Annotated in this window: 16 protein-coding genes and 1 tRNA gene; 15 read left to right on the forward strand and 2 right to left on the reverse strand. The window is 45.8% G+C overall.

Annotated elements, in window-relative coordinates; all coding sequences use genetic code 11:
• The first annotated feature begins 67 nt into the window (after positions 1-67).
• Positions 68-367 carry a type II toxin-antitoxin system HigB family toxin gene (locus QUA53_RS05540; RefSeq protein WP_333095474.1) on the forward strand — a complete coding sequence of 100 codons (300 nt, stop codon included), beginning with the start codon at positions 68-70 and terminating at the stop codon, positions 365-367.
• On the forward strand, positions 351-749 hold the full coding sequence (locus tag QUA53_RS05545) for a transcriptional regulator (protein ID WP_333095473.1): 399 nt from the start codon (positions 351-353) through the stop codon (positions 747-749). Before QUA53_RS05540 ends, QUA53_RS05545 begins: the two co-directional genes overlap by 17 nt.
• A 463-nt stretch (positions 750-1212) precedes the next feature.
• Here the strand turns inward: QUA53_RS05545 and QUA53_RS05550 are convergent.
• Positions 1213-1297: transfer RNA gene (locus tag QUA53_RS05550), tRNA-Ser, on the reverse strand.
• Positions 1298-1514: 217 nt separating this feature from the next.
• On the opposite strand from QUA53_RS05550, the gene QUA53_RS05555 reads away from it, so the two are divergent.
• From QUA53_RS05555 to moeB, 8 genes are all read left to right on the forward strand, one after another.
• Positions 1515-1883, forward strand: a complete 369-nt coding sequence (locus QUA53_RS05555; RefSeq protein ID WP_333040827.1) for a 2Fe-2S iron-sulfur cluster-binding protein — start codon at positions 1515-1517, stop codon at positions 1881-1883.
• Positions 1884-1917: 34 nt separating this feature from the next.
• Complete coding sequence (locus QUA53_RS05560) at positions 1918-2433, forward strand: thermonuclease family protein (protein WP_333095472.1); 516 nt, start codon at positions 1918-1920, stop codon at positions 2431-2433.
• Positions 2434-2641: 208 nt separating this feature from the next.
• On the forward strand, positions 2642-3457 hold the full coding sequence (locus QUA53_RS05565) for an inositol monophosphatase family protein (RefSeq protein ID WP_333095471.1): 816 nt from the start codon (positions 2642-2644) through the stop codon (positions 3455-3457).
• A gap of 101 nt (positions 3458-3558) precedes the next feature.
• Positions 3559-4476, forward strand: a complete 918-nt coding sequence (locus QUA53_RS05570; protein ID WP_333095470.1) for a tetratricopeptide repeat protein — start codon at positions 3559-3561, stop codon at positions 4474-4476.
• Positions 4477-4918: 442 nt separating this feature from the next.
• Complete coding sequence (locus tag QUA53_RS05575; RefSeq protein WP_333095469.1) at positions 4919-6154, forward strand: ATP phosphoribosyltransferase regulatory subunit; 1236 nt, start codon at positions 4919-4921, stop codon at positions 6152-6154.
• Positions 6155-6298: 144 nt separating this feature from the next.
• Complete coding sequence (locus QUA53_RS05580; RefSeq protein ID WP_015174956.1) at positions 6299-6526, forward strand: indolepyruvate ferredoxin oxidoreductase subunit alpha; 228 nt, start codon at positions 6299-6301, stop codon at positions 6524-6526.
• Positions 6527-6854: 328 nt separating this feature from the next.
• A complete protein-coding gene (locus tag QUA53_RS05585; RefSeq protein ID WP_333095468.1) occupies positions 6855-7334 on the forward strand; it encodes a M67 family metallopeptidase in 480 nt (159 codons plus the stop codon).
• Between the two features lie 79 nt (positions 7335-7413).
• Positions 7414-8586: a molybdopterin-synthase adenylyltransferase MoeB gene (moeB, locus tag QUA53_RS05590; RefSeq protein ID WP_190743852.1), complete on the forward strand. Its 1173-nt coding sequence runs from the start codon at positions 7414-7416 to the stop codon at positions 8584-8586.
• A 213-nt stretch (positions 8587-8799) separates the two neighbouring features.
• Here moeB and alaS read toward each other — a convergent pair whose 3' ends face one another.
• Entirely contained in the window at positions 8800-11451 is a 2652-nt protein-coding gene (gene alaS, locus QUA53_RS05595) for an alanine--tRNA ligase (RefSeq protein ID WP_333095465.1), read from the reverse strand.
• Between the two features lie 1121 nt (positions 11452-12572).
• On the opposite strand from alaS, the gene QUA53_RS05600 reads away from it, so the two are divergent.
• Genes QUA53_RS05600 through QUA53_RS05620 form a run of 5 tightly spaced genes read left to right on the forward strand, consistent with a single transcriptional unit; the run spans position 12573 to position 20841 of the window.
• Positions 12573-13181 carry a hypothetical protein gene (locus QUA53_RS05600; RefSeq protein WP_333095463.1) on the forward strand — a complete coding sequence of 203 codons (609 nt, stop codon included), beginning with the start codon at positions 12573-12575 and terminating at the stop codon, positions 13179-13181.
• Positions 13182-13187: 6 nt separating this feature from the next.
• Positions 13188-15905: an OmpA family protein gene (locus tag QUA53_RS05605; RefSeq protein WP_333095462.1), complete on the forward strand. Its 2718-nt coding sequence runs from the start codon at positions 13188-13190 to the stop codon at positions 15903-15905.
• A gap of 2 nt (positions 15906-15907) precedes the next feature.
• Entirely contained in the window at positions 15908-16444 is a 537-nt protein-coding gene (locus QUA53_RS05610) for a Rab family GTPase (RefSeq protein WP_333095461.1), read from the forward strand.
• Positions 16441-17997, forward strand: a complete 1557-nt coding sequence (locus QUA53_RS05615) for a PAS domain-containing sensor histidine kinase (protein WP_333095460.1) — start codon at positions 16441-16443, stop codon at positions 17995-17997. Before QUA53_RS05610 ends, QUA53_RS05615 begins: the two co-directional genes overlap by 4 nt.
• A 57-nt stretch (positions 17998-18054) precedes the next feature.
• Entirely contained in the window at positions 18055-20841 is a 2787-nt protein-coding gene (locus QUA53_RS05620; protein ID WP_333095459.1) for an adenylate/guanylate cyclase domain-containing protein, read from the forward strand.
• Positions 20842-20857: the final 16 nt, after the last annotated feature.

Here is a 20857-nt window from a genome sequence, read left to right on the forward strand (position 1 = left end):
TGGAACCAAAACTGTCAACAATTAGCTATCACTATGCAAAACAAAAAAAGAAATCCAAGAACAACCAATGCACCTAATCTCGATCCGCAAGCTCCGTAATGATGCTGCCCAGTATCCCGATGTCAAAAATCAAATTGATAGCTGGAATGCAACTGTAAAGCAAGCAGAATGGCAGAATTGGGAGAATGTTCGCAAGATTTACTGGGATGCCGAAGCAGTAGGGAACTTCACAGTATTTAATATCAAAGGCAACGAATATCGCCTGATTGTCGGCATCAACTACGAGGAGCAAACTATTTTATACAAATATTTCCTAACCCACGCTGAATACGACAAAGACAAATGGAAAAATGATCCTTACTTTTGATGGAGCCACTTATAGCAAATTGCTTGCAGAAATCGCTCCTATGGCGATCGAAAGTGAAGAGGAATACGATCGCCTCCTGGCAGTGGCAGAACGGCTAACGTTTGCTAAAAACCTCACTCCAGAGGAGAGAGCTTTATACAAGTTGTTAGTCACGCTGGTTGAAGTTTACGAGAGAGAAAATTATCCGATCGACAAATCGGAGCCTCACGAGATTTTGCAACACATCATGAAATCCAGCGGCACCCGTCAAGCGGACTTGGTAGGTATCATTGGATCGAGCGGTGTGGTGTCTGAGGTTGTGAATGGGAAAAGAGCGATTAGCAAGGCACAAGCTAAGGCACTAGGCGATTATTTTAAAATCTCACCTAGCTTGTTTATTTAATTTGGAAATTGGGCATGGGAAATTGGGGATTGCGAATATGGCATTGGTTATTTGTGATTAGAAAAACTACTAACCAGTAACCAGTAACTATTACCCATGCCCGATGCCAGATGCCCATTCCAGAGGCATCTGGCTCTAGGCCAGCCGTCCCTGAATATTACCGATGGGCGTTGCGGAATTAAGGTATGATTAGTTCCAAGATAAAGTTGGAAAAAACAATTAAGTGACGCTCTTAGAGCATATCGCTGGCGATTGGTGTAGGTCACTATGGTTTTCTACTATTGGCATTAGATCTGGGCGTTTATTCTCCGTCCGATCGCCCGTAATTTACACTTAAAAATATAAAAGCGAGATCCCTTGATTTTTATAAAAAAATTCAAGGGATCTCGCTCTAATCAAAATATTTATCTCATATCAGAGATTTTTGTTGCAAGCTATTTTTTTGCCTAAACAGCTTGTTTAACGGAGAGGGAGGGATTCGAACCCTCGTTAAGTTGCCCTAAACACACTTTCCAGGCGTGCGCCTTCAACCGCTCGGCCACCTCTCCAGGGCTAAATTCATTCATTTAGCCACAGCTAAGCTATCTTAGCAGAACAAATCTGATTTGGGAAGGGGTAACGGCATAAATTTGCTGTTTAATATGGGTAGGGTGTGAAACGGGCAGGTTTGGGTTCTCCTCTGTGGGTCGCAAACCCATTCATTTCAAGGATCTTCTTGCCCCGCCAACGCCAATCTAAAATCTAAAATCTAAAATCTAAAATTCCATGACTAACTCTTACACAATTAAAATTCATAACAGACAGACAGGCGATCGCCACACCGTGCGAGTACCCGAAGACCGCTACATCCTGCAAAGCGCCGAAAACCAAGGAGTAGAATTGCCCTTTTCCTGCCGCAACGGCGCTTGTACCGCCTGTGCGGTGCGCGTCAATTCGGGGGAACTGCACCAGCCAGAAGCAATGGGGCTTTCTGTGGAACTGCAAAAAGAAGGGTATGCCCTGCTGTGCGTCAGCTATCCCCGTTCCAACATTGAGGTAGAGACGCAAGACGAAGACGAAGTGTACGAACTGCAATTCGGCCGCTACTTTGGCAAAGGTAAAGTTAAAGCCGGTTTGCCGTTGGATGAAGAATAAGGCAATTTGATAAATAATCAACTACCAATTATCCATGCTTTATCGGTTATGTGCGATCGCCCTTTGTCTGTTGTTAGCTAGCTGCCAAAAACCAGAAATGCCCCAAGGTACGATCGCCAAAGTAGAAAGGGCCATCAGCGGGCAAACAATCGAAGTTATCAGTACAGCCGACAAAATAGCCTTATTAGAACAAATCAGGCTGATTGGTATTGATGCACCGGATTTAAAACAGCAGCCTTGGGGAGAAGCAGCCAAACAAAGACTAGAACAGCTAACTACGGGAAAACAGGTATTGTTAGAATCCGACATCGAAGAGAAAGACCAGTTCGATCGCAAACTAGCCTACTTGTGGCAAGATAAAAATTTGCTCAACGAACAGCTAATCAAAGAAGGTTATGCCCTGGCCTCAGTGCGATCGCGCAACACCAAATATCAGCAGCGACTCATCAACGCTCAAGAATGGGCGAGACTCATGGGTAAAGGCCTGTGGAATCCAGAACGAGCATTGCGCCAAACTCCCGCAGAATTTCGCCAGCAAAATCGGCAATAGTCATTAGTCAGTAGTCATGTCCACTCGTTCCTAGGCTCTGCCTGGGAACGAAGATCCGGAGGCTCTGCCTCCATTTTTTTCAGCCGAGGCAGAGCCTCTAGATATAGGTTCCCAGGCAAAGCCTAGGAACCAGTTATTCTTGACTCTTCCATCTTCCATCTTCTTTCGTGTCCTTCGCGTTTTCGCGGTTCGTACTTCCCTCTTCCCAATGACAGACACTCAACTGCAAAACTTCTTAGAAATAGCCACCGAAGCAGCCCTAGCCGCCGGTTCCGTCCTGAAATCTTTCTGCGGCAAATTAGAAAAAATTCAAGAAAAAGGCCGATCGGGCGATTTAGTCACAGAAGCCGACAAAGCCTCAGAAGCCGTCATTTTAGAAATTCTCGGCCGCCACGTACCCGACCACGGCATCCTCGCCGAAGAATCCGGCAAATTAGGAGATGCCACCAGCAAATACCTGTGGGCGATCGACCCTTTGGACGGCACAACCAATTATGCTCACCAATATCCTTTTTGGGCCGTGTCGATCGGGCTGTTAATCGACGGCATACCACAAATTGGAGTAATTTACGACCCTTTTCATAACGAATTGTTTCGCGCAGGCAAGGGATTGGGAGCAACCTGCAACCGTTCGCCGATCGAAGTTTCCCAAATCTCAGAATTGAGAACCAGCTTGCTAGTCACTGGCTTTGCATACGATCGGCGCGAAACAGCAGACAATAACTATGCCGAATTTTGTCACCTCACCCACCTCACCCAAGGCGTGCGGCGCAGCGGTTCGGCATCCCTAGACCTCGCACACCTCGCGATGGGGCGATCGGACGGATACTGGGAACGGGGACTCTCCCCTTGGGACGTAGCAGCAGGTGTACTCATCGTCTCCGAAGCCGGAGGTCAAGTTACAGCTTATGACGGCAGTGCATTTGAGATGAACTCCGGTCGGGTTTTGGCAACAAACGGCAAAATACACGCCGAACTCAGCAGCGCACTGCTAGCGGTTCCTCCCTTATCTTCTTGGAAGTAGCGCCCCCCAGCAATAGATCGGGGGTAGTACGGGGGTCACAACCCCTTGACTCAAGCTACATTAAAGAATAGTGAAAAGCCAGGAAAGGAAGAGTAAAAGTTATGTCTTTTGAAATGACAAAAGGGCTGTTCAAGTATGAGTTTACAGATCAGCACGCAATTTTGGGAATTCCCTTAGACGCCGAGTTTAACGACATCCGCAAGCGCTACATGAAAATCGCCCGCCGCTTGCATTCGGATACTTGCTCTTTTGAAAGCCAAGCCGATAAAGATTGGGCTAACCAATTTTTGTCAAAAGTAGTCAATCCGGCTTACAACAAATTTTCCAAGGAAAGCGATCGCAAAGAATACAGCCTGCTATTAGCAGCCATCGCCAAGCGCGTCGTTAAAGAACAGGCGAAAATGCAAATTGAAAGCGAAGCAGCCAAACAGTTAGCTACCGCTCAAAATTGGGAAGAAGCTTACAAAACAGCAGTTAGCAAACTCGCTCTCAAGCAGTACGAATCAGTTAAGGAAACCGAAGATGCGATCGCTCAAATTAGCGAACTCAACATGGTTTACCTGCTGCGAAAAGAGCGCCTTGGCGGTGGTGCGGTTACACCTGCTTCACCCATAAAAGATGCAACCCCAACCCCAACCCCAACCCCAACCCCAACCGCAATTCCAACCCCAACTCCACCTCTGCCCAAAGTCGAAGACCCGCAGACTGAAGCCTATTGCCGCCGAGCTCAAGGATTCATGGACAGCAAAAGTTACGCCAAAGCAATTTTAGAGTTGAAAGAAGCCGTGAAGCGCCAGCCAAAACACAGCAAGGCTCACGCTTTATTAGCAATGTGTTACCTGGAACAAAATCAAGCCACAATGGCGAAACTTGAGATGAACAAAGCTTTGGCATCAAATCCTGAAGAACCGACGGCTTTGGAGGTTAAGAAAAAGCTGGAACAAGTTTCCGCAAAGGCTAAAAAAAGTGACGAAAAACCAGGATTTTTTGCAAGTTTGTTTGGCGGGAAGAAGAAGTGAGAAGTTGTGATTTGTGAGTCTTGAATTTTGAGAAAATGGTGAACTGCACAGCAGTGGAGTGAGCTCGATCAAAACTTGGTGAGATCAAATCCGGTAACTAGGAATTATACCGTCAGTGCGATCGTCCGGCGAGAGCAGATGCTCCAGAAAGAGCGGGACGCTTGCACTGACGGGGAAAATGATTATTGCCATGCCCACGAAAACGCTATGAGGCATTAATTTGTTAAAGTTGAATGTTAAGCTTGCCTGCTTGGACTTTAACACCGTCTCCTAAAGCTAAGCTTATAGGCCCAACCTAAAATCTAAAATCTAAAATTGATATGACACCTTAATTTGTTAAAGTCAACTGTTAAGCTTGCCTCGTTAGACTTTAACACCGTCCATAAAGCTAAGCTTCTAAGCCCAATCTAAAATCTTCTAAAGTCTAAAATCTAAAATTGATATGGTTCACCAACCCCCATCCGGTGCAAGAGATTTATTGCCCCTTGACGTTGCTCAAAAAATTTCGATCGAACGGCGCTTGCAGCAGGTTTTTCACCGCTGGGGCTATCACCGGATTATTACCTCTACTCTAGAAAGGCTGGAGACATTGATGGCTGGGGGCGCGATCGACCGATCGACCTTAATTCAATTGCAAGACGCCGAGGATGGAGAACTTGGTTTGCGGCCGGAATTGACAGCATCCATCGCCCGCGCGGCTGCAATGCGGATGGCAGGGACTCGCTGGCAGCCTCAGCGCCTCTACTACAACGCTAACGTGTTCCGCAAAGGCCCAGATACTGGCTCAGGCGGGCAACAGGAGTTCTATCAAGCTGGGGTAGAGCTGCTGGGCGCGGGGGGGGCGGTTGCGGATGCGGAAGTGCTGCTGCTGCTGTCTGAGTGCTTGCAGAGCTTGGGAATTGATGACTGGCATTTGGTTTTGGGAGAAGCGGGCTTGACTGCAACATTGCTAGAATCGTTTCCGCCAAACGTGCGCCAGAAGGTTCGGGGGGCGATCGCCAATCTCGATCGAATTGCCTTGGAAACTTTGCCGCTGTCAACCGAATTGCGAGAAAGAGCACTGCTGTTATTTGACTTGCGCGGCCGCCCAGAAGAGGTGTTGCCAATTGTTGCCAAGCTGGATTTAGATCTGCCGCAGCAAGCCGCGTTAAATAATCTCAAATCGGCGATCGAATTGCTGCACCAATGCCAGTCAAAAATTCCCAATCTCAAATCTCACATTCACCTCGATTTGAGTTTAATTCAAACATTTGACTATTACACTGGAATTGTGTTTGAAGTTGTCAGCAGCAGTAAGACAGGACAGCGAGTTTTAGGACAAGGGGGACGTTACGACCAACTGTTGGGACTGTTCGATCCCCTAGGGCAAAATTCCCCCGGCATTGGGTTTTGTCTGAATATTGAAGAGTTGCACCAAGTTTTGCTCACAGAGGGGCAATTGCCCAGCCAGACACCAGCTAGCGACTGGTTGGTTGTGGCTCAAACTCCTGAAGCTAGTGCCGCCGCGTTTGCTTACGCTCGCAAACTCCGAGAGTCTACTCACCTAGTTCGGGTGGAAATAGATTTGGAGAGTCGGGAGACAGCAGAGTCGGCGCGGGAATACGCGCGCGATCGACGAATTGCTCAAATTGCTTGGGTAAATGCCGAAGGATTGCCAACAATTGAAACGGTAAATTAGGCTAAGTGGTAATTGGTAATTAGTAGTTAGTAATTGGTTAAAAATCACCCGATATGATATTATGTATCCTGCTGATTGAGAGAAGGTTTGGCCAATTATTAATTGCTAATTCCCTATCTACCTAAAATGTTTTGAGAGAACACTATGGCACACACTATTGTTACGAATATTTGCGAGGGAGTTGCTGATTGCGTTGGCGCTTGTCCGGTTGCTTGTATTCACCCTGGCCCCGGCAAAAATGTCAAGGGTACTGATTGGTTTTGGATTGATTTTGATACCTGTATTGACTGCGGTATTTGTTTGCAGGTGTGTCCTGTCGAAGGTGCGATCGTTCCAGATGAACGCCCTGAGTTGCAGCAAACTCCCTCTTAATTGCAACTTGATTGCAATTGAGGGCTAAATAGCTACATTAACTAAGGGGTAAGGTGCGCGACCCGGCGCACCCTACAGTAACTTTTTTATGAACCACAGAGGGCGCAGAGGACACAGAGAAGAGGAGTGAGAAATAGTGGAAAAATCTAACGTTTAGAGATCTAAGTGCAGGTAATTAATGAGGTTACTTTTGTGAGTTCTTTCTCTTCCCTTATCTTGTCTTCCTACCCTTCGGGAACGGCTTCGCCGAACGTGTCCTTCGCGTCTTCGCGGTTCGTTTAAAAAAAAGCCCGATCGCACTTTACAAAAAAATCTACACTAAAATCCTATGCAACCGATAGCACTTTCCGAATCTCACATTTTATCCATCCGCACCCACGCCGAAAGCACTTATCCTGAAGAATGCTGCGGTTTGTTGCTCGGTCGAGTTACTGGCGGTGTTAAAACTTTGGTAGAAGTTTGGCAGACTGACAATGCTTGGAGTTCTGAGGCTGAAGAAAATTGGCCTGAAGAAAAAGAATTGACAGAAAGACGCAGATATGCTATAAAGCCCGAAGATATGTTGCGGGCGATGAAACACGGGCGCAATCGCACTCTGGATATTATCGGCATATATCATTCCCATACGGATTGTCCCGCAGTGCCCTCAGAGTGCGATCGGACATTAGCCTGGGCCCAATACTCTTACATCATTGTGTCAGTCCGACAAGGCTGTTGGGAAGACCTCCGCAGTTGGAGTCTTGACGGAGAGGGGAACTTTCAAGCAGAGGAAATTCTCGCACTGGAACCGACAGAGATTAAGAAATAATTAGTAAAAATTACAAACACGTAAAAATGCGAAAGATTCAGATAGGATATAATTCAAAATCTGCGCTACACACAATATCATGCTAAATCCTAATCTGGACGAGATCCAGCTCAACAAACAAGAATACGAACGCTACTCTCGCCACCTCATCCTGCCAGAAGTTGGATTGGAAGGGCAGAAGCGTCTCAAAGCTGCCAGCGTGCTCTGCATCGGTACGGGAGGTCTCGGTTCGCCGCTGCTGCTGTATTTAGCCGCCGCCGGTGTTGGCCGCATTGGGATTGTAGACTTTGATGTTGTAGACCATTCCAACTTGCAGCGGCAAGTAATTCACGGCACTTCTTGGGTGGGGAAACCGAAGATTGAGTCTGCTAAAAATCGGATTTTAGAAATTAATCCTTTTTGTCAAGTTGATTTGTACGAAACTCGCGTTAGTTCGGAAAATGCGATCGACATTGCCACTCCTTACGATATCATCATCGACGGCACCGACAACTTCCCGACTCGCTATTTGATGAACGACGTTTGCGTGCTTTTAAACAAGCCCAACGTCTACGGTTCCATCTTCCGATTTGAAGGACAAGCAACAGTTTTCAACTACGAAGGCGGCCCGAATTACCGCGATTTGTACCCGGAGCCCCCGCCTCCTGGGATGGTTCCTTCTTGTGCAGAAGGCGGCGTTTTAGGCGTTTTGTGCGGAGTTGTCGGTTCTATCCAAGCAACGGAAGCTATCAAGATTATCTTGGGTCAAGGCACTACTTTGAGCGGCAGACTGTTGCTTTACAATGCCTTAGATATGACGTTCCGGCAATTGAAACTGCGGCCGAATCCAGTGCGTCCGGTAATTGAAAAGTTAATCGATTACGAACAATTCTGCGGCATTCCTCAAGCAAAAGCCCAGGAAGCAAGTCAGCAAACGCAAATTCCTGAGATGACTGTCACGGAACTTAAAGAGTTAATCGACAGCGGTGCCAAGGATTTTGTATTGTTGGATGTTCGCAATCCCAACGAGTATCAAATTTGTCAAATTCCTGGGTCGGTTTTGGTTCCTTTGCCAGATATCGAACACGGCGCAGGTGTTGCCAAGGTCAAGGAATTGTTGAACGGCCACCGCTTGATTGCACACTGCAAAATGGGCGGACGTTCTGCGAAGGCTTTGGGGATTTTGAAGGAAGCGGGAATTGAGGGGATTAATGTTAAGGGCGGGATTACTGCTTGGAGTGAAGAAGTAGACCCATCTGTACCTCAATATTAAGCTCAATCTTTTTCTGGGGCGGGTTTAGCTAATATCACGAGATACAAGCGAGTAGACTCGGGTCATTAGTGTCAACTTACGCTAAAAAACCTTTGTATCTTTCGTTCACAGTCGATTCCAGAACCGTCTAAATTTCCCCCTTAAAAAAGGGGAACTTAACCTTTAGTAGGGAAGCAGGACACGGCAATGCCGTGTCCCTACAGAAAACCCAGATTAACCCAACCCTTCAACCAACAAATTCCGAGCACTTTCCAACGCTTCCTGTAACTTACTTGCATCGCGTCCCCCAGCTTGCGCCAAATTAGGTCGCCCGCCGCCTTTTCCGCCGCAAATTTGAGCAATTCCCCCGATAAACTTACCAGCTTGCAATCCTTTCTTATTGACTTCAGGACTAAAAGCAGCCACCAAACTTACCTTGTCCGGTTCAGGAATTGAGGCCAAAACAACCGCAGCATTTCCTAACTTTTGCTGCAATCTTTCCGCCGCAGTTTTCAGCGCTTCCGTATCCACATCACCCAATTGAGCTACAATGATATTGAATTCACCTATCGCCTCAGCTTGTGCTAGTAATTGGTCGGATTTCGCGATCGCCAATTCCGACTTCACAGCAGCCAAATGTTTCTGAGTATCCTTCAACTCATTCTGCAAATTAGTAATCCGGTTCGGCAATTCTTCAGGCTTCGCCTTAAATCGATCGCCCAAATCGCGCACCACCTTATCGCGCACATTCAAATAGTCCAAAACAGCTTGACCCGAAACCGCTTCAATCCTGCGAGTTCCCGCCGCTACCCCCGCTTCGGAAACAATCTTAAACAGCCCGATTTCTGCCGTATTGCTGACGTGAGTTCCGCCGCACAATTCCATCGAAACGCCGGGAAAATCGATAACCCGCACCACATCGCCGTACTTCTCGCCAAACATCGCAGTCGCGCCTTTTTCTCTCGCAAGGGCGATCGGCATTTCTGCAACGACCGCAGCGTGGGCTTCAGCAATCCAACTATTAACTAAATCCTCAATTTTCTGCAACTCTTCTGCTGTGACAGCGCGCGGAGAATTGAAATCAAACCGCAATCTCTCAGACGATACCAGCGAACCAGCTTGCGAAATCGAATCGTCCACAATTTTCCGCAAAGCTGATTGTAATAAGTGAGTTGCTGTGTGGTTTGCCTGAATTCGGCGGCGACTGCTATTGTCAATTTTCGCAGTAATACTATCGCCAACTCTCAGGGTTCCCCGTTCCACAAAGCCGAAATGCACGAAGAAATCCGATTCCTTCTTCACATCATCAACTCTTACTAACAAACCATCACCATTATCTCCGCTTTTCAAATAACCTTTATCCCCAATCTGTCCGCCGGATTCTGCATAAAAAGGCGTTTGGTTCAAAACAACTTGTACCTCGGTACCGGCGGCTGCTTCCTCCACAGATTTGCCGTCAACCAAGATAACTTCCACCTCAGCTAAACTCGACAATTCAGCATAACCGACAAACTCAGTTCCCTGGATAGTTTCAGCCAACTTATCCAAAGAGCCCTGCACGGTTAAATCGATTGTTTGGCGAGCATCTTTAGCGCGAATTTGCTGTTCCTTCATCGCCGCTTCAAAGCCGTCCAAATCCACAGAAATTCCCTGTTCTTCAGCAATTTCTTGAGTTAGTTCTAAGGGGAAACCGTAGGTATCGTAAAGAGTGAAAGCATCTTTACCGCTGATTTGTTGGTTGGTTTGCTGTTTGGTGCGATCGACAATTTCATCCAGCAGCTTCTCTCCGCGTTCCAAAGTCTTGAGAAACTGCGCTTCTTCCCTTGCCAATTCCGCCTTAATTTGAGCTTCCCGCCGCCGCACGTTCGGATAAGCAGCTTCCGAAAGGGCGATCGCACTTTCAGCCACCCGCACCGTAAATTCGCCCTGAATTCCAATCAGTCGCCCGTGGCGCACCACCCGGCGAATCAACCGGCGCAAAATGTAACCCCGACCAACATTGGACGCGCGAATTTCGTCCGCAATCATGTGCACCACAGCCCGAATGTGATCGCCAATTACTTTCAGCGAAACCTTAACTTTTTCATCGCTATTGTGGTAATCAATTCCGGCAATTTCTGCCGCCGATTGAATGATCGGAAAAATCAAATCTGTTTCGTAATTATTGGGGACTTTCTGGAGGATTTGCGCCATCCGTTCCAGTCCCATGCCAGTATCAATATTTTGATTTTGCAGCGGTGTTAAATTGCCCTCTGCATCTTTATTGTACTGCATGAAAACCAGGTTGTAGAATTCGATAAACCTGCTATCATCTTCGAGGTCAATATTGTCGCCTCTCTCTGGGTGAAAATCATAGTAAATCTCCGAGCACGGGCCGCAGGGGCCAGTCGGGCCAGATTGCCAGAAATTGTCATCTTCTCCCATGCGCTGAATGCGATCGCCCGGAATGCCAATTTCATCGCGCCAAATCGCAAAAGCTTCGTCATCTTCTCGAAAAACACTAACAACCAAATTGGAAGCTGGTAAACCGAAAACTTCGGTGGAAAGTTCCCACGCCCAGGCGATCGCCTGTTTCTTGAAATAATCCCCGAAACTGAAGTTGCCCAACATCTCAAAAAACGTGTGGTGGCGCGCGGTGCGGCCGACATTTTCGATGTCGTTGGTGCGGATGCACTTTTGAGAAGTCGTGGCGCGCGGTGATTCGGCGGCGCGCTGTCCGAGGAATATCGGCTTGAATTGCAGCATTCCGGCGATCGTCAGCAACACCGTCGGATCTTCGGGAACCAAAGAAGCACTCGGCAATATCTTATGTCCCCGCTGAGCATAAAAGTCGAGGAAGGTTTGGCGGATTTGGCTGCCACTGAGAAACTTAGGAGAAATAGACATGACAAAAACACTTAAGTATGTAAAGATGTAGCAACAATAGAATTTATAGGACTTACGCACGGGTGTCCAGAAACCCGGTTTTTCTACCAAAATACTTGCTTAAAATCCTCAATCTCGGTAGAAAAACCCGGTTTGTTGGTTAGGAGTGCGTGAGTGCTAACTTACATCTATTTGGAGATTCATATCATTATACTTAGTAATGTAAAGACCTATCAAGTTTTGCAAATAGTGCTTTACTGCTCGGAAAGGTCGTGCTAACTTAATAATAGACACCGGGACAGAAAGAGAAAGGAGGTCGCTATATTTAGAAAGAAAGTTCAAGGATATAGGCATGGTGTCTCCGGTCTAGATTCCCAGGCGCAGCAGAAATTAAACGAACACAACTTGAAATAGTGGCGAAATGCCGATAGAGCAGTCAAGCCAAACCGCAGTCAAGTAAGACTTAGTTGTCGTTGCTGATTAAAAGTAAAGCTGCACAAGTTGTAAACCCTAGTAAGTAACAGTTCTCAATCGGAAACACATCTCGTTTGTTAGAAAAAACAAAGTTCTCATATTATTGGGTCTGATCGCTGTCGATCGGGCCCTATGAATTTTTGGGCGATCCCAGGAGGAGAGGCTTCGAGGGGGAAAGTGGGCAGAGTTCGGGTGTGTAAATGCTTAGTGCTCAAAGGCAACATCCCTGGGAGCCGATCGGCGAGCGATCGGTGCAGCTTTTGAGTTATATATTATATATAAGGGCACGTGGAGCGCGCGCCCCGCTTTTTGCCGGGGATCAAGCGCTGTGGTATGAGGCACTGTCAAGATGCGATATCATTGAAGATGTCAGTACAAGACATTAAAACCTACCCCGCTGTGCTGTATAGCAGCAAAATCTACGCTTCTATGAGCTTGCTGCAAGCCAAGGATAGCAAATCGCCATTTTTGGTGACAAGACCAGGCTCAACAATTTGGATCTCAGGATATTTAGAGTCAAGACTCTAAAAAATCCCATCCCCGACGCAGGGGTGAGAGTTCAAAAAATAAAAGCCCGCCCACTCACAAAAGCTAGTGCCACCAACAACGGTAGTAAATCACTAGCACAGTTCTTAAACTCACAATCTCCGGAGATTCTAGGTACAAGCATGGCCGAAATAACTAAAGAAGAAATGCGGGAACGGCTGGGAAATATCGACCAGATTCGCGATATAATTTTTGGAGCGCAGCTTAGAGAATACGACAATCGCTTCGATAAAATAGATTCCGACTTGTCCATGATGCAGCAAGATATGCAAACTCGCATCGAACAAGTAAAAACAGTTCTTTCAGGAGAAATGAGGGCTGCCGTTGATGCGTTAGAAAAGAAAGTTAAATCGCTCACCTCAAACACCCAAGAAGAAAGCGCAGACATCCGTCAGCAAGTCGATCGCGTTAACCGAAAATTCTCCAGCAGCATTGAAGCCCTCGACGAGGCTATTGACAATCAAACCCGTTCGCTTCGCGACGAATTCTCCCAAACCAGAGAGCGACTATCTGAAGAAACCCGCACTTTGAAAACACAGGTTTTTGAAGAGCTAGACCGTCGCTTTTCTATGCTCAGAGATGTTAAAGTTTCTAGAGACGACATGGCAGAAATTCTGTTTGAACTGGGCATGAGGCTCAAAGGAACAGAATTTGTCCCCGAACTTAAAGGCGTTGCGGATAATAAGTTAAATACCGAATTTCTGTTGCCGGAGCGCCACCATAACGGATAACAACGCATGGCTTTACCGAAAGAAAATCCGGCTGACGAAAATGAGTTAGAGGGTTTTGTTTCTCAACCTGATGAGTCCGCTGCCGATGCAGCAACCCAGCTAGAACCCTTGCTGAATCTGTTAGTCGATCTCAAAATTATTGCTGGTTCCAACCAGCAAAATGCACAGTCCGAGGATGACAGCAGTGGCGAAAATAATCAAGCAGGGGCCCTCTGCGGGTTGATGGATTTGTTAGGTATTTCTGAGCAAGAGCCAGAGGAAGTTGCAGCGAGTGTACCCGAAACTGGCTCTCGCCAACCGGAGTCTGGCGATTCCCCGCCTGTTGCAGACGAGTTTAAAAGTTTGCTATTCGCTACTCACAAACTCAACACTTCAGAACTGGAAAAAGACTATTCCTCCGCTAAAACTATAGATGTTTCCGCGATCGCCCAGCCGGATTTGGAGGAGGAGTCACAGCCTGTAGCAGAATTGTCTAACTTGACAATGAAAGATTCTCTACAGGAAGTACAGGGTCAAAAATCCCACGGGTTCGATCGGCATTTCCAAAATGTTTCCCTTCCCCCAACCGAGTCAAAATCCTCGGAAGTTTCCAATGACTTCATAGTTTCCCCAGTCTCAGAGTCACCAGAAACTGCATATTTAGATCCGGTGGTAGCTTCGCTTCAATCGATGCCAAACTTGGTAGAACAGCCGACCGCGATATCGCAGCCTACAGAAATATTAAGCCAAATTAAACAAGATTTAAATCAAGCCGACAGCGCGATGGAAACGCTGCAAAATCTGATTTTCGGCTCAAAAATATCAGATATCGAGCAAGTCAAAAATCTGCTGGCAGAAAACGATTTGCCCGGGGTGCGCCACCTGATGGCAACAATCGACGATAAATTAGGAAAATTGGAGCACCAAATCTACGAGCCCCAAGAGTTGATTGAGTTGATGCTGCCTTGGATCGCAGAAATTCTCAGCCGCAAAATTGCCGACTCCAGAGAAGAAGTTGTCAAGGCGATCGGGCCAATTATTGACGAAGTGATTAGGGCAAAAACTCAGGAAAATAAGTCGGCAATGAGTGCGGCAATAGCTGAGCTGCTTCCCGACGCACTTGCTCAACAAATAGTCAATTCGCCAGCGGATATTGCTCGCGCGATCGCCCCAGAAATTGGTCTGGCAATTAAAGAGCAAATTCGCCTCGACCAAGAGTCGATCGCCCAGGCCCTCGCCCCGGAAATGGGTAAAGCGATTACAGCCCAAATAAAACTCGAACGCGACTCTATGGTGGATGCCCTCTATCCCGTAATTGGCAGTACAATTTCCCGATACATGGCAGAAGCTATCAAGACAATCAATGAAAAAGTGTCAAATGCCATCAGCGTTGAAGGATTGAAGAGAAAAATTAGCTCCAAAGTACAAGGAGTCTCCGAAGCTGAATTAATCCTCCAAGAATCAGTACCCTTTACCGTCCAAGCAGCATTCTTAATTCACAAAGCATCAGGCTTGATAATTTCCGAATTTCAAAACTCAGAAAGCTACCAGTTAGAATCAGAAATGGTAGCAGGAATGCTCACAGCTATTCGCAGCTTTGTTAACGAGTGCATCGTGCAGCCGGGAGAATCTTCCGAACTAAATCAAATTGAATACGGCGACTCAAAAATTCTGCTAGAAGTAGCGGGATATTGCTACATGGCAGTCGTGATCAAAGGAGAACCGCCAAACTTTTTCATCAACAAACTGCGACAAACCGTTACTAATCTCATTCTTAATTATGCTAAATTAATTCACGAGTTTAACGGCGATCCCGGTACTATACCTGAGTCCCTGCACCCGTACATAAAAAGTTTATTCGACCCGCTGCAAAGGGAAAAATCAACAAAACCCCCGATCGCCCTAGCGGCTATCAGTTTAGCCACCTTGAGCTTAATCTTAGTACCTTGGGGAATTTATCAGTACCGCAGCAGCGTTGAGCGTCGCCTCGAAGCAAATGCCATCGCAGCTTTAGCCTCGACTCCAGAATTAGCAGTTTACCGCTTAGATGTTGCAGTTGATGGCAAAACTTTAAAGCTAAGCGGTAAGTTGCCAAATCAAGAATTGCGGGCACAAGCTGCAAAAATAGCCGCATCAACTGCACCGAAATTGCAATTAGATAATAGAATTATAGCTGTAGATGTCCCCCCCGATCCAGTTTTGACTGCGGCTGAAGTGCAGCGGATTACTGCCGTTTTGAACCAGAAAGATGGCGTTTCTATTTCTAGTCGGTATGGCGATCGTAAAGTGACTGTAGAGGGTACCGTTAGAGACGGTGCAGATGCACAGAAAATAGCTCAGTCCCTGAAGCAAATTCCCGGTGTTCAGTCGGTCATCAGTACGATTAAATTAGAGCCGCTGAAAATTACAAGCCGCATTTACTTCCAGCCAGGAACGACAACATTAGACCCTACATACGGAGAAATCATCGCCAGTGTCAAAAAATTCATCGATCAATATCCTCAAAAACAGATTAAGATAATTGGGCACAGCGATCGAACTGGGGAAATTGCTACAAATCAACAGTTGTCGCTGAGGCGTGCCGCAGCAGTGCGAGATGCTTTAGTGTGGCAGGGTGCTGACCCAAAGCGCCTCCAAACGGTTGGCATCCCCAATCCTCCTGCCGACGTGGAACCCAACCAACCGCGACTTTTAAGCAGATGCGTGGTATTTGAACCAATAACTAAGACCATAAACAGTAAATAATTATGTCAGTTACTATATCTAAAAAAATGTGTATGATCGGCGATTTTGGCGTTGGCAAAACCAGCCTGATCCGCCGTTTTGTCGATCGGCAATTCAGCGACCAATACCTCTCCACCGTGGGAGTAAAAATTTCCAGCAAAATCGTAGAATTAGAAGGGGTAAAACAGCGGGAAAACGTGACTGCAAAGTTGCTGATTTGGGACTTAGAAGGGCATACAAAATTCAAAGGAATTGCACCGACTTACTTGCAGGGAGCTAGCGGTGTTTTAATCGTTGCCGATGTCAGCCGATCCGAAACTGTTGAGCGAATCTCCGAACACATTCAGCTTTTTTCTTCAGTCAATCCTAAAGGATCGATAATCGTCGCTTTAAACAAAGTAGACTTGATTGACGAGGAAAAATTGGCGCTGCTAGTGGAAATATCCCATTCGATATGTCAAGACAAAGTAATAGCAGTTTACACGACATCTGCTAAAACAGGCAAAGACGTTGACGAAATTTTCTATAAACTAGCTTACACAATGGTAGAACAATTATGAATCCACTGTTAAGAAAGCTGTTAGGCCCGCGACAAACACAGTATTTTATAGTCAATCACCATTTTATCATTCAGGCAATCTCTGCAGAAGTGCAGCATTATGCCGATATTCCAGGCGATGCTATACCCGGTGCAGATGCTCGCCTGAGTTTTCCCGAACTGATTGGCATTGAAAATATCCTTATGTCTATCATTATGGGACGGCTGCCGGGTTTTGAAGTCAAAGGTATCGCTCGGTTTACCGACCCGAACCGCCCTTTATACTTTGATATGTTGGCTATCAAATATGAAGAAGAACAAGAAGATGTGCCAAGTAAATTGCTAATTTTGATTGAAGATACCACCGAAAAGATGGTGATGAAGCAATCGTTGATTCAGAGGGCGAATGAAGCTAATCTTTTGGTTAGTGCCTTAGCCGCTTCTAAAGACTATATAGATAAAGTTATTCGGTCGATGGGCGATGCTTTGTTGGTGACAACAACATTAGGAACTATCAAAACAATCAATCAATCTGCCCAATGGTTAGTTGGGTATAGCGAAGCAGAATTGATCGGCAAACCCCTGTCTTTAATATTACTCGAAGACACATTAATTTACCAAGCTCGCCACCGCTATATTTTGTCTCAGAAAGAGCTGCGTAGAGAACTAGAAATAGTCTGCACTACTAAAGCAGGAGAAGAAATTTGGGTAGAATTTTCCTGTTCAGCAATTCAGACCGAACTAGAGGGACTTTACGATTTCATTTATATAGGCAGGGACATCACAGAACGCAAACAACAAGAAATAGAAATTCGCGGCTCTTTGGCAAAAGAGCAAGAACTCAGACAGGTAAAATCTCGTTTTTTCTCGATGATTGCTCACGAATTTGGCAATCCTCTAAGTACAGTATTATTTGCTACTAAAATCCTCCAAGACTACGGCGACGAAATCACCCACGCGGAAAAACAAAAATACCTGCAACACGTTAAATCAGCATCTCAACAAATGGCTCAGCTATTAGATGATCTGCGGTTGCTCAGCAGCGCCGAAGCCGGAAAACTCGAATTCTATCCCGCACCAGTTGACTTAAAAAACTTTTGCAGTGAGTTAGTAGAATCAATTAAAATTAGTTATGGAAAAAATCATACAATTAACTTTACTTATCAAGAATTAGTTACGCCCGCGCAAAAAAATGATAACGAGTCGCAGGAAACGCAACAGTTGCCCGCACTAGATCCAAAATTGCTGCGGCACATCTTGACAAATTTGCTGTCAAATGCTATCAAATATTCGCCCCTCGACAGCCATATTTATTTTGAATTAAGTTGTCAGAATAATAAAGAAGCTACATTTAAAATTAAAGACGCAGGCATTGGCATTCCTCTCGAAGACCAAGAACAACTTTTTGAATCTTATTATCGAGCCAAAAATGTCGGAAAAATACCAGGTACAGGACTGGGTTTATCCATAGTCAAGCAGTGTGTAGATTTGCACGGAGGTCAAATCAAATTTTCCAGCCAGATAGGGTCAGGCACTACCTTTATAGTCAGAATTCCATTTGAGAAACAGAGATAAATAGATGGATTTTCGATAATTCCATATACAGGGCGCATTCACTACTAAAAAGCTCACATGAAAACCTTGTTAAAAAAACTGTTAGTTCCCCACCACTTGGAGTACCTAGCACTGGATAAAAATTTTTTAATCCAAGAAATCTCTCCGCAAGTGCAGCGGTTTGCCGACTCTCCCGACGAAGTAGTCGCCGGCAACGATGTCCGCATTCCTTTTCCAGAATTAGTGGGAACTGAAGAAATTTTAATCGATATTTTTGAAAATCGTTTGCCAAATTATGAATTAAAAGCAATCACGCGGCTATTAGGAAACGGTTCGCGGCTTTATTTTGATATGTATATCGTCGAGTTCACCAATGACGAGAATTATCAGAGATTAATTATATTTTTTGAGGACGTAACCGACAGGATGGCTTTAGAACAAACTCTAGTGCAAGCTACCAATGAAATGGATATTTTATTGAGTACGTTAGCGGCTACTAATAATTATGTTGAAAAAATTATTACTTCAATGGCCGAAGTTTTGTTGGTAACAACAGCCTCGGGAAAGATTAAAAAAGTCAATCAAGCGGCTCAAGATTTGTTCGGTTACAGCGAATCAGAATTAGTCGGCCAGCAAATAGACGCTCTTGCTGCTTTTGGCTCCTCTTTGCAAGCAGTCCGCCAGGAGCCTCAACAATTGCAAACTAACGCCGAAGTAATTTGCACGGCAAAAACCGGAGAAAAGCTCACAGTTTCGTTTTCCTGTACGGCGATTTCGACTGATATTAAAGGCGTTTCTGGCTCTGGGCCCGCCCTTCAAGATTTCGTGTACATCGGCCGCGATGTCACAGATAGACACCGGGCCCGCAAGCGACAATTAACTCAGTACATCACCACTCGCATCCTGTCGGCCTCCGAAACAATCAAAAAAGCTATAGCAGCAATTCTCCCTGTAATTTGCGACAGCTTGGGATGGGATACCGTCGAACTTTGGATGCCAGAAGCTGGGGAAAAACTGCTGTCAGAAACTAAGAGAATAACTGCGGTTTCCGACCCCAATTTGCTTCGCTGCGTCGCCAGTTGGACAAAACGCTCAGTTGCTCTCCCCAAATTTGCTGAATTTACCGAACAAATGACTTGTGCGTTTGGCGAAGGTTTACCCGGTTTCGTTTGGGCCAGCGGTTCCTCTCAGTGGATTGCCGATGTCGCAAAAAGCGACAGTTGTATGCGCCGCGAAATCGCTGCTGAAGAAGGACTGCACGGAGCTTTTGGTTTCCCAATTTGGGGCGACTACGACCCTGAAAATTCTGCAAAGTCTGTGTTGGGTGTGATGATTTTCTTCAGCCGCGAAGTACAGTGTTTTGATGAAGAATTGCTCCAGATAATGGCAAACATCGGCAGCCAACTCGGTCAATTTATCAAGCGCAAACAAGCGGAAATAGCTTTGCGGGAAAGCGAAGAACAACTGCGAGACTTATTTGAAAATGCTACTGACTTAATTCAAAGTATAGGAGCAGACGGTCATTTTTTGTATGTAAATCGAGCTTGGCGGGAAACTCTGGGCTACACCGAAGCAGAAATTGCTCAAATGACTGTTTTTGATATCATTCATCCGAACAGTTCCCCAGAGTCTCTGGACATATTGTACCAAGCAATTAGCAATAAAACTGCTAAGGAAAATACATTATATCCAGACTCTATTCAAGTAATTTTTATTACTAAATATCACGACAAAATTTTGCTAGAAGGCAGCATGAGCTGTAAATTTGCCGCAGGTTCGCTAGTAGCTATTCGCGCTATTTTGCGAGACATTACTGCTCGAAAAATGGCCGAAGACGCCCTAGCAAAATCTGTGTCCTTACTGCAAGCAACTTTTGATTCAACTGCGGACGGTATTTTAGCTACTGACAGGAGCGGAAAAATAGTCACTTTCAATCGAGAATTTGTGGAAATGTGGCGCATACCTAACGAAGTGATGGCGCTGCGAGACGACGCCACAACGATCGCCTTTGTCCTAAACCAACTCAAAGACCCCCAAGCATTCCAAGAGAGAATAGAATCGCTTTACGATCAGCCAGAAGCCGAAAGTTACGATTTGTTGGAATTTCAAGACGGCAGGTTTTTTGAACGCTATTCGCAACCGCAGCGGCTGGGAGATAAAATTATCGGGAGAGTCTGGAGTTACCACGACATTACGGAACGCAAGCAAGCAGAAGATGCGTTGTGGGAAGAACAAGAAAAATCAGAAAAGCTGCTGTTAAATATCTTGCCCAAGGCAATAGCAGAACGCCTCAAGCAAAACGAAACTACTATTGCCGAATACTTTCCGGAAGTGACTGTTTTGTTCGCCGACATTGTGGGGTTTACTGCTTTGTCTGCTGTCATGAATCCGATCGACCTTGTGGAGATCCTAAATAAGATTTTCTCAGGATTCGACCTTTTGTGCGAACGGCACGGTTTAGAGAAAATTAAGACCATCGGGGACGCATACATGGCAGTAGGAGGACTCCCTGAACCCAGGGCAGACCACGCAGATGCGAGCGCCCAAATGGCCCTAGATATGCAAGCTGAAATAGCCCGATTTAATGCTAGGCATAATCAATATTTTAGCATCCGTATCGGCATTCACAGCGGCCCGGTTGTTGCAGGAGTAATTGGTATAAAGAAGTTTATTTACGATCTCTGGGGCGACACGGTAAATATTGCTTCCCGCATGGAATCTCACGGTTTACCTTGGCGGATTCAAGTGAGCGAAACTACTTATAATTTATTGGGACACAAATATTTGTTTCAGGAGCGAGGAATGATTGAAGTTAAAGGCAAAGGGGAAATGAAAACTTATCTGCTTATTGGTGGTATAAAATAAGGCAGCTCATCGGTCA

Origin of the sequence: Microcoleus sp. Pol12B3 (assembly GCF_036701355.1) — a bacterium.
Classification (GTDB): Bacteria; Cyanobacteriota; Cyanobacteriia; order Cyanobacteriales; family Microcoleaceae; genus Microcoleus.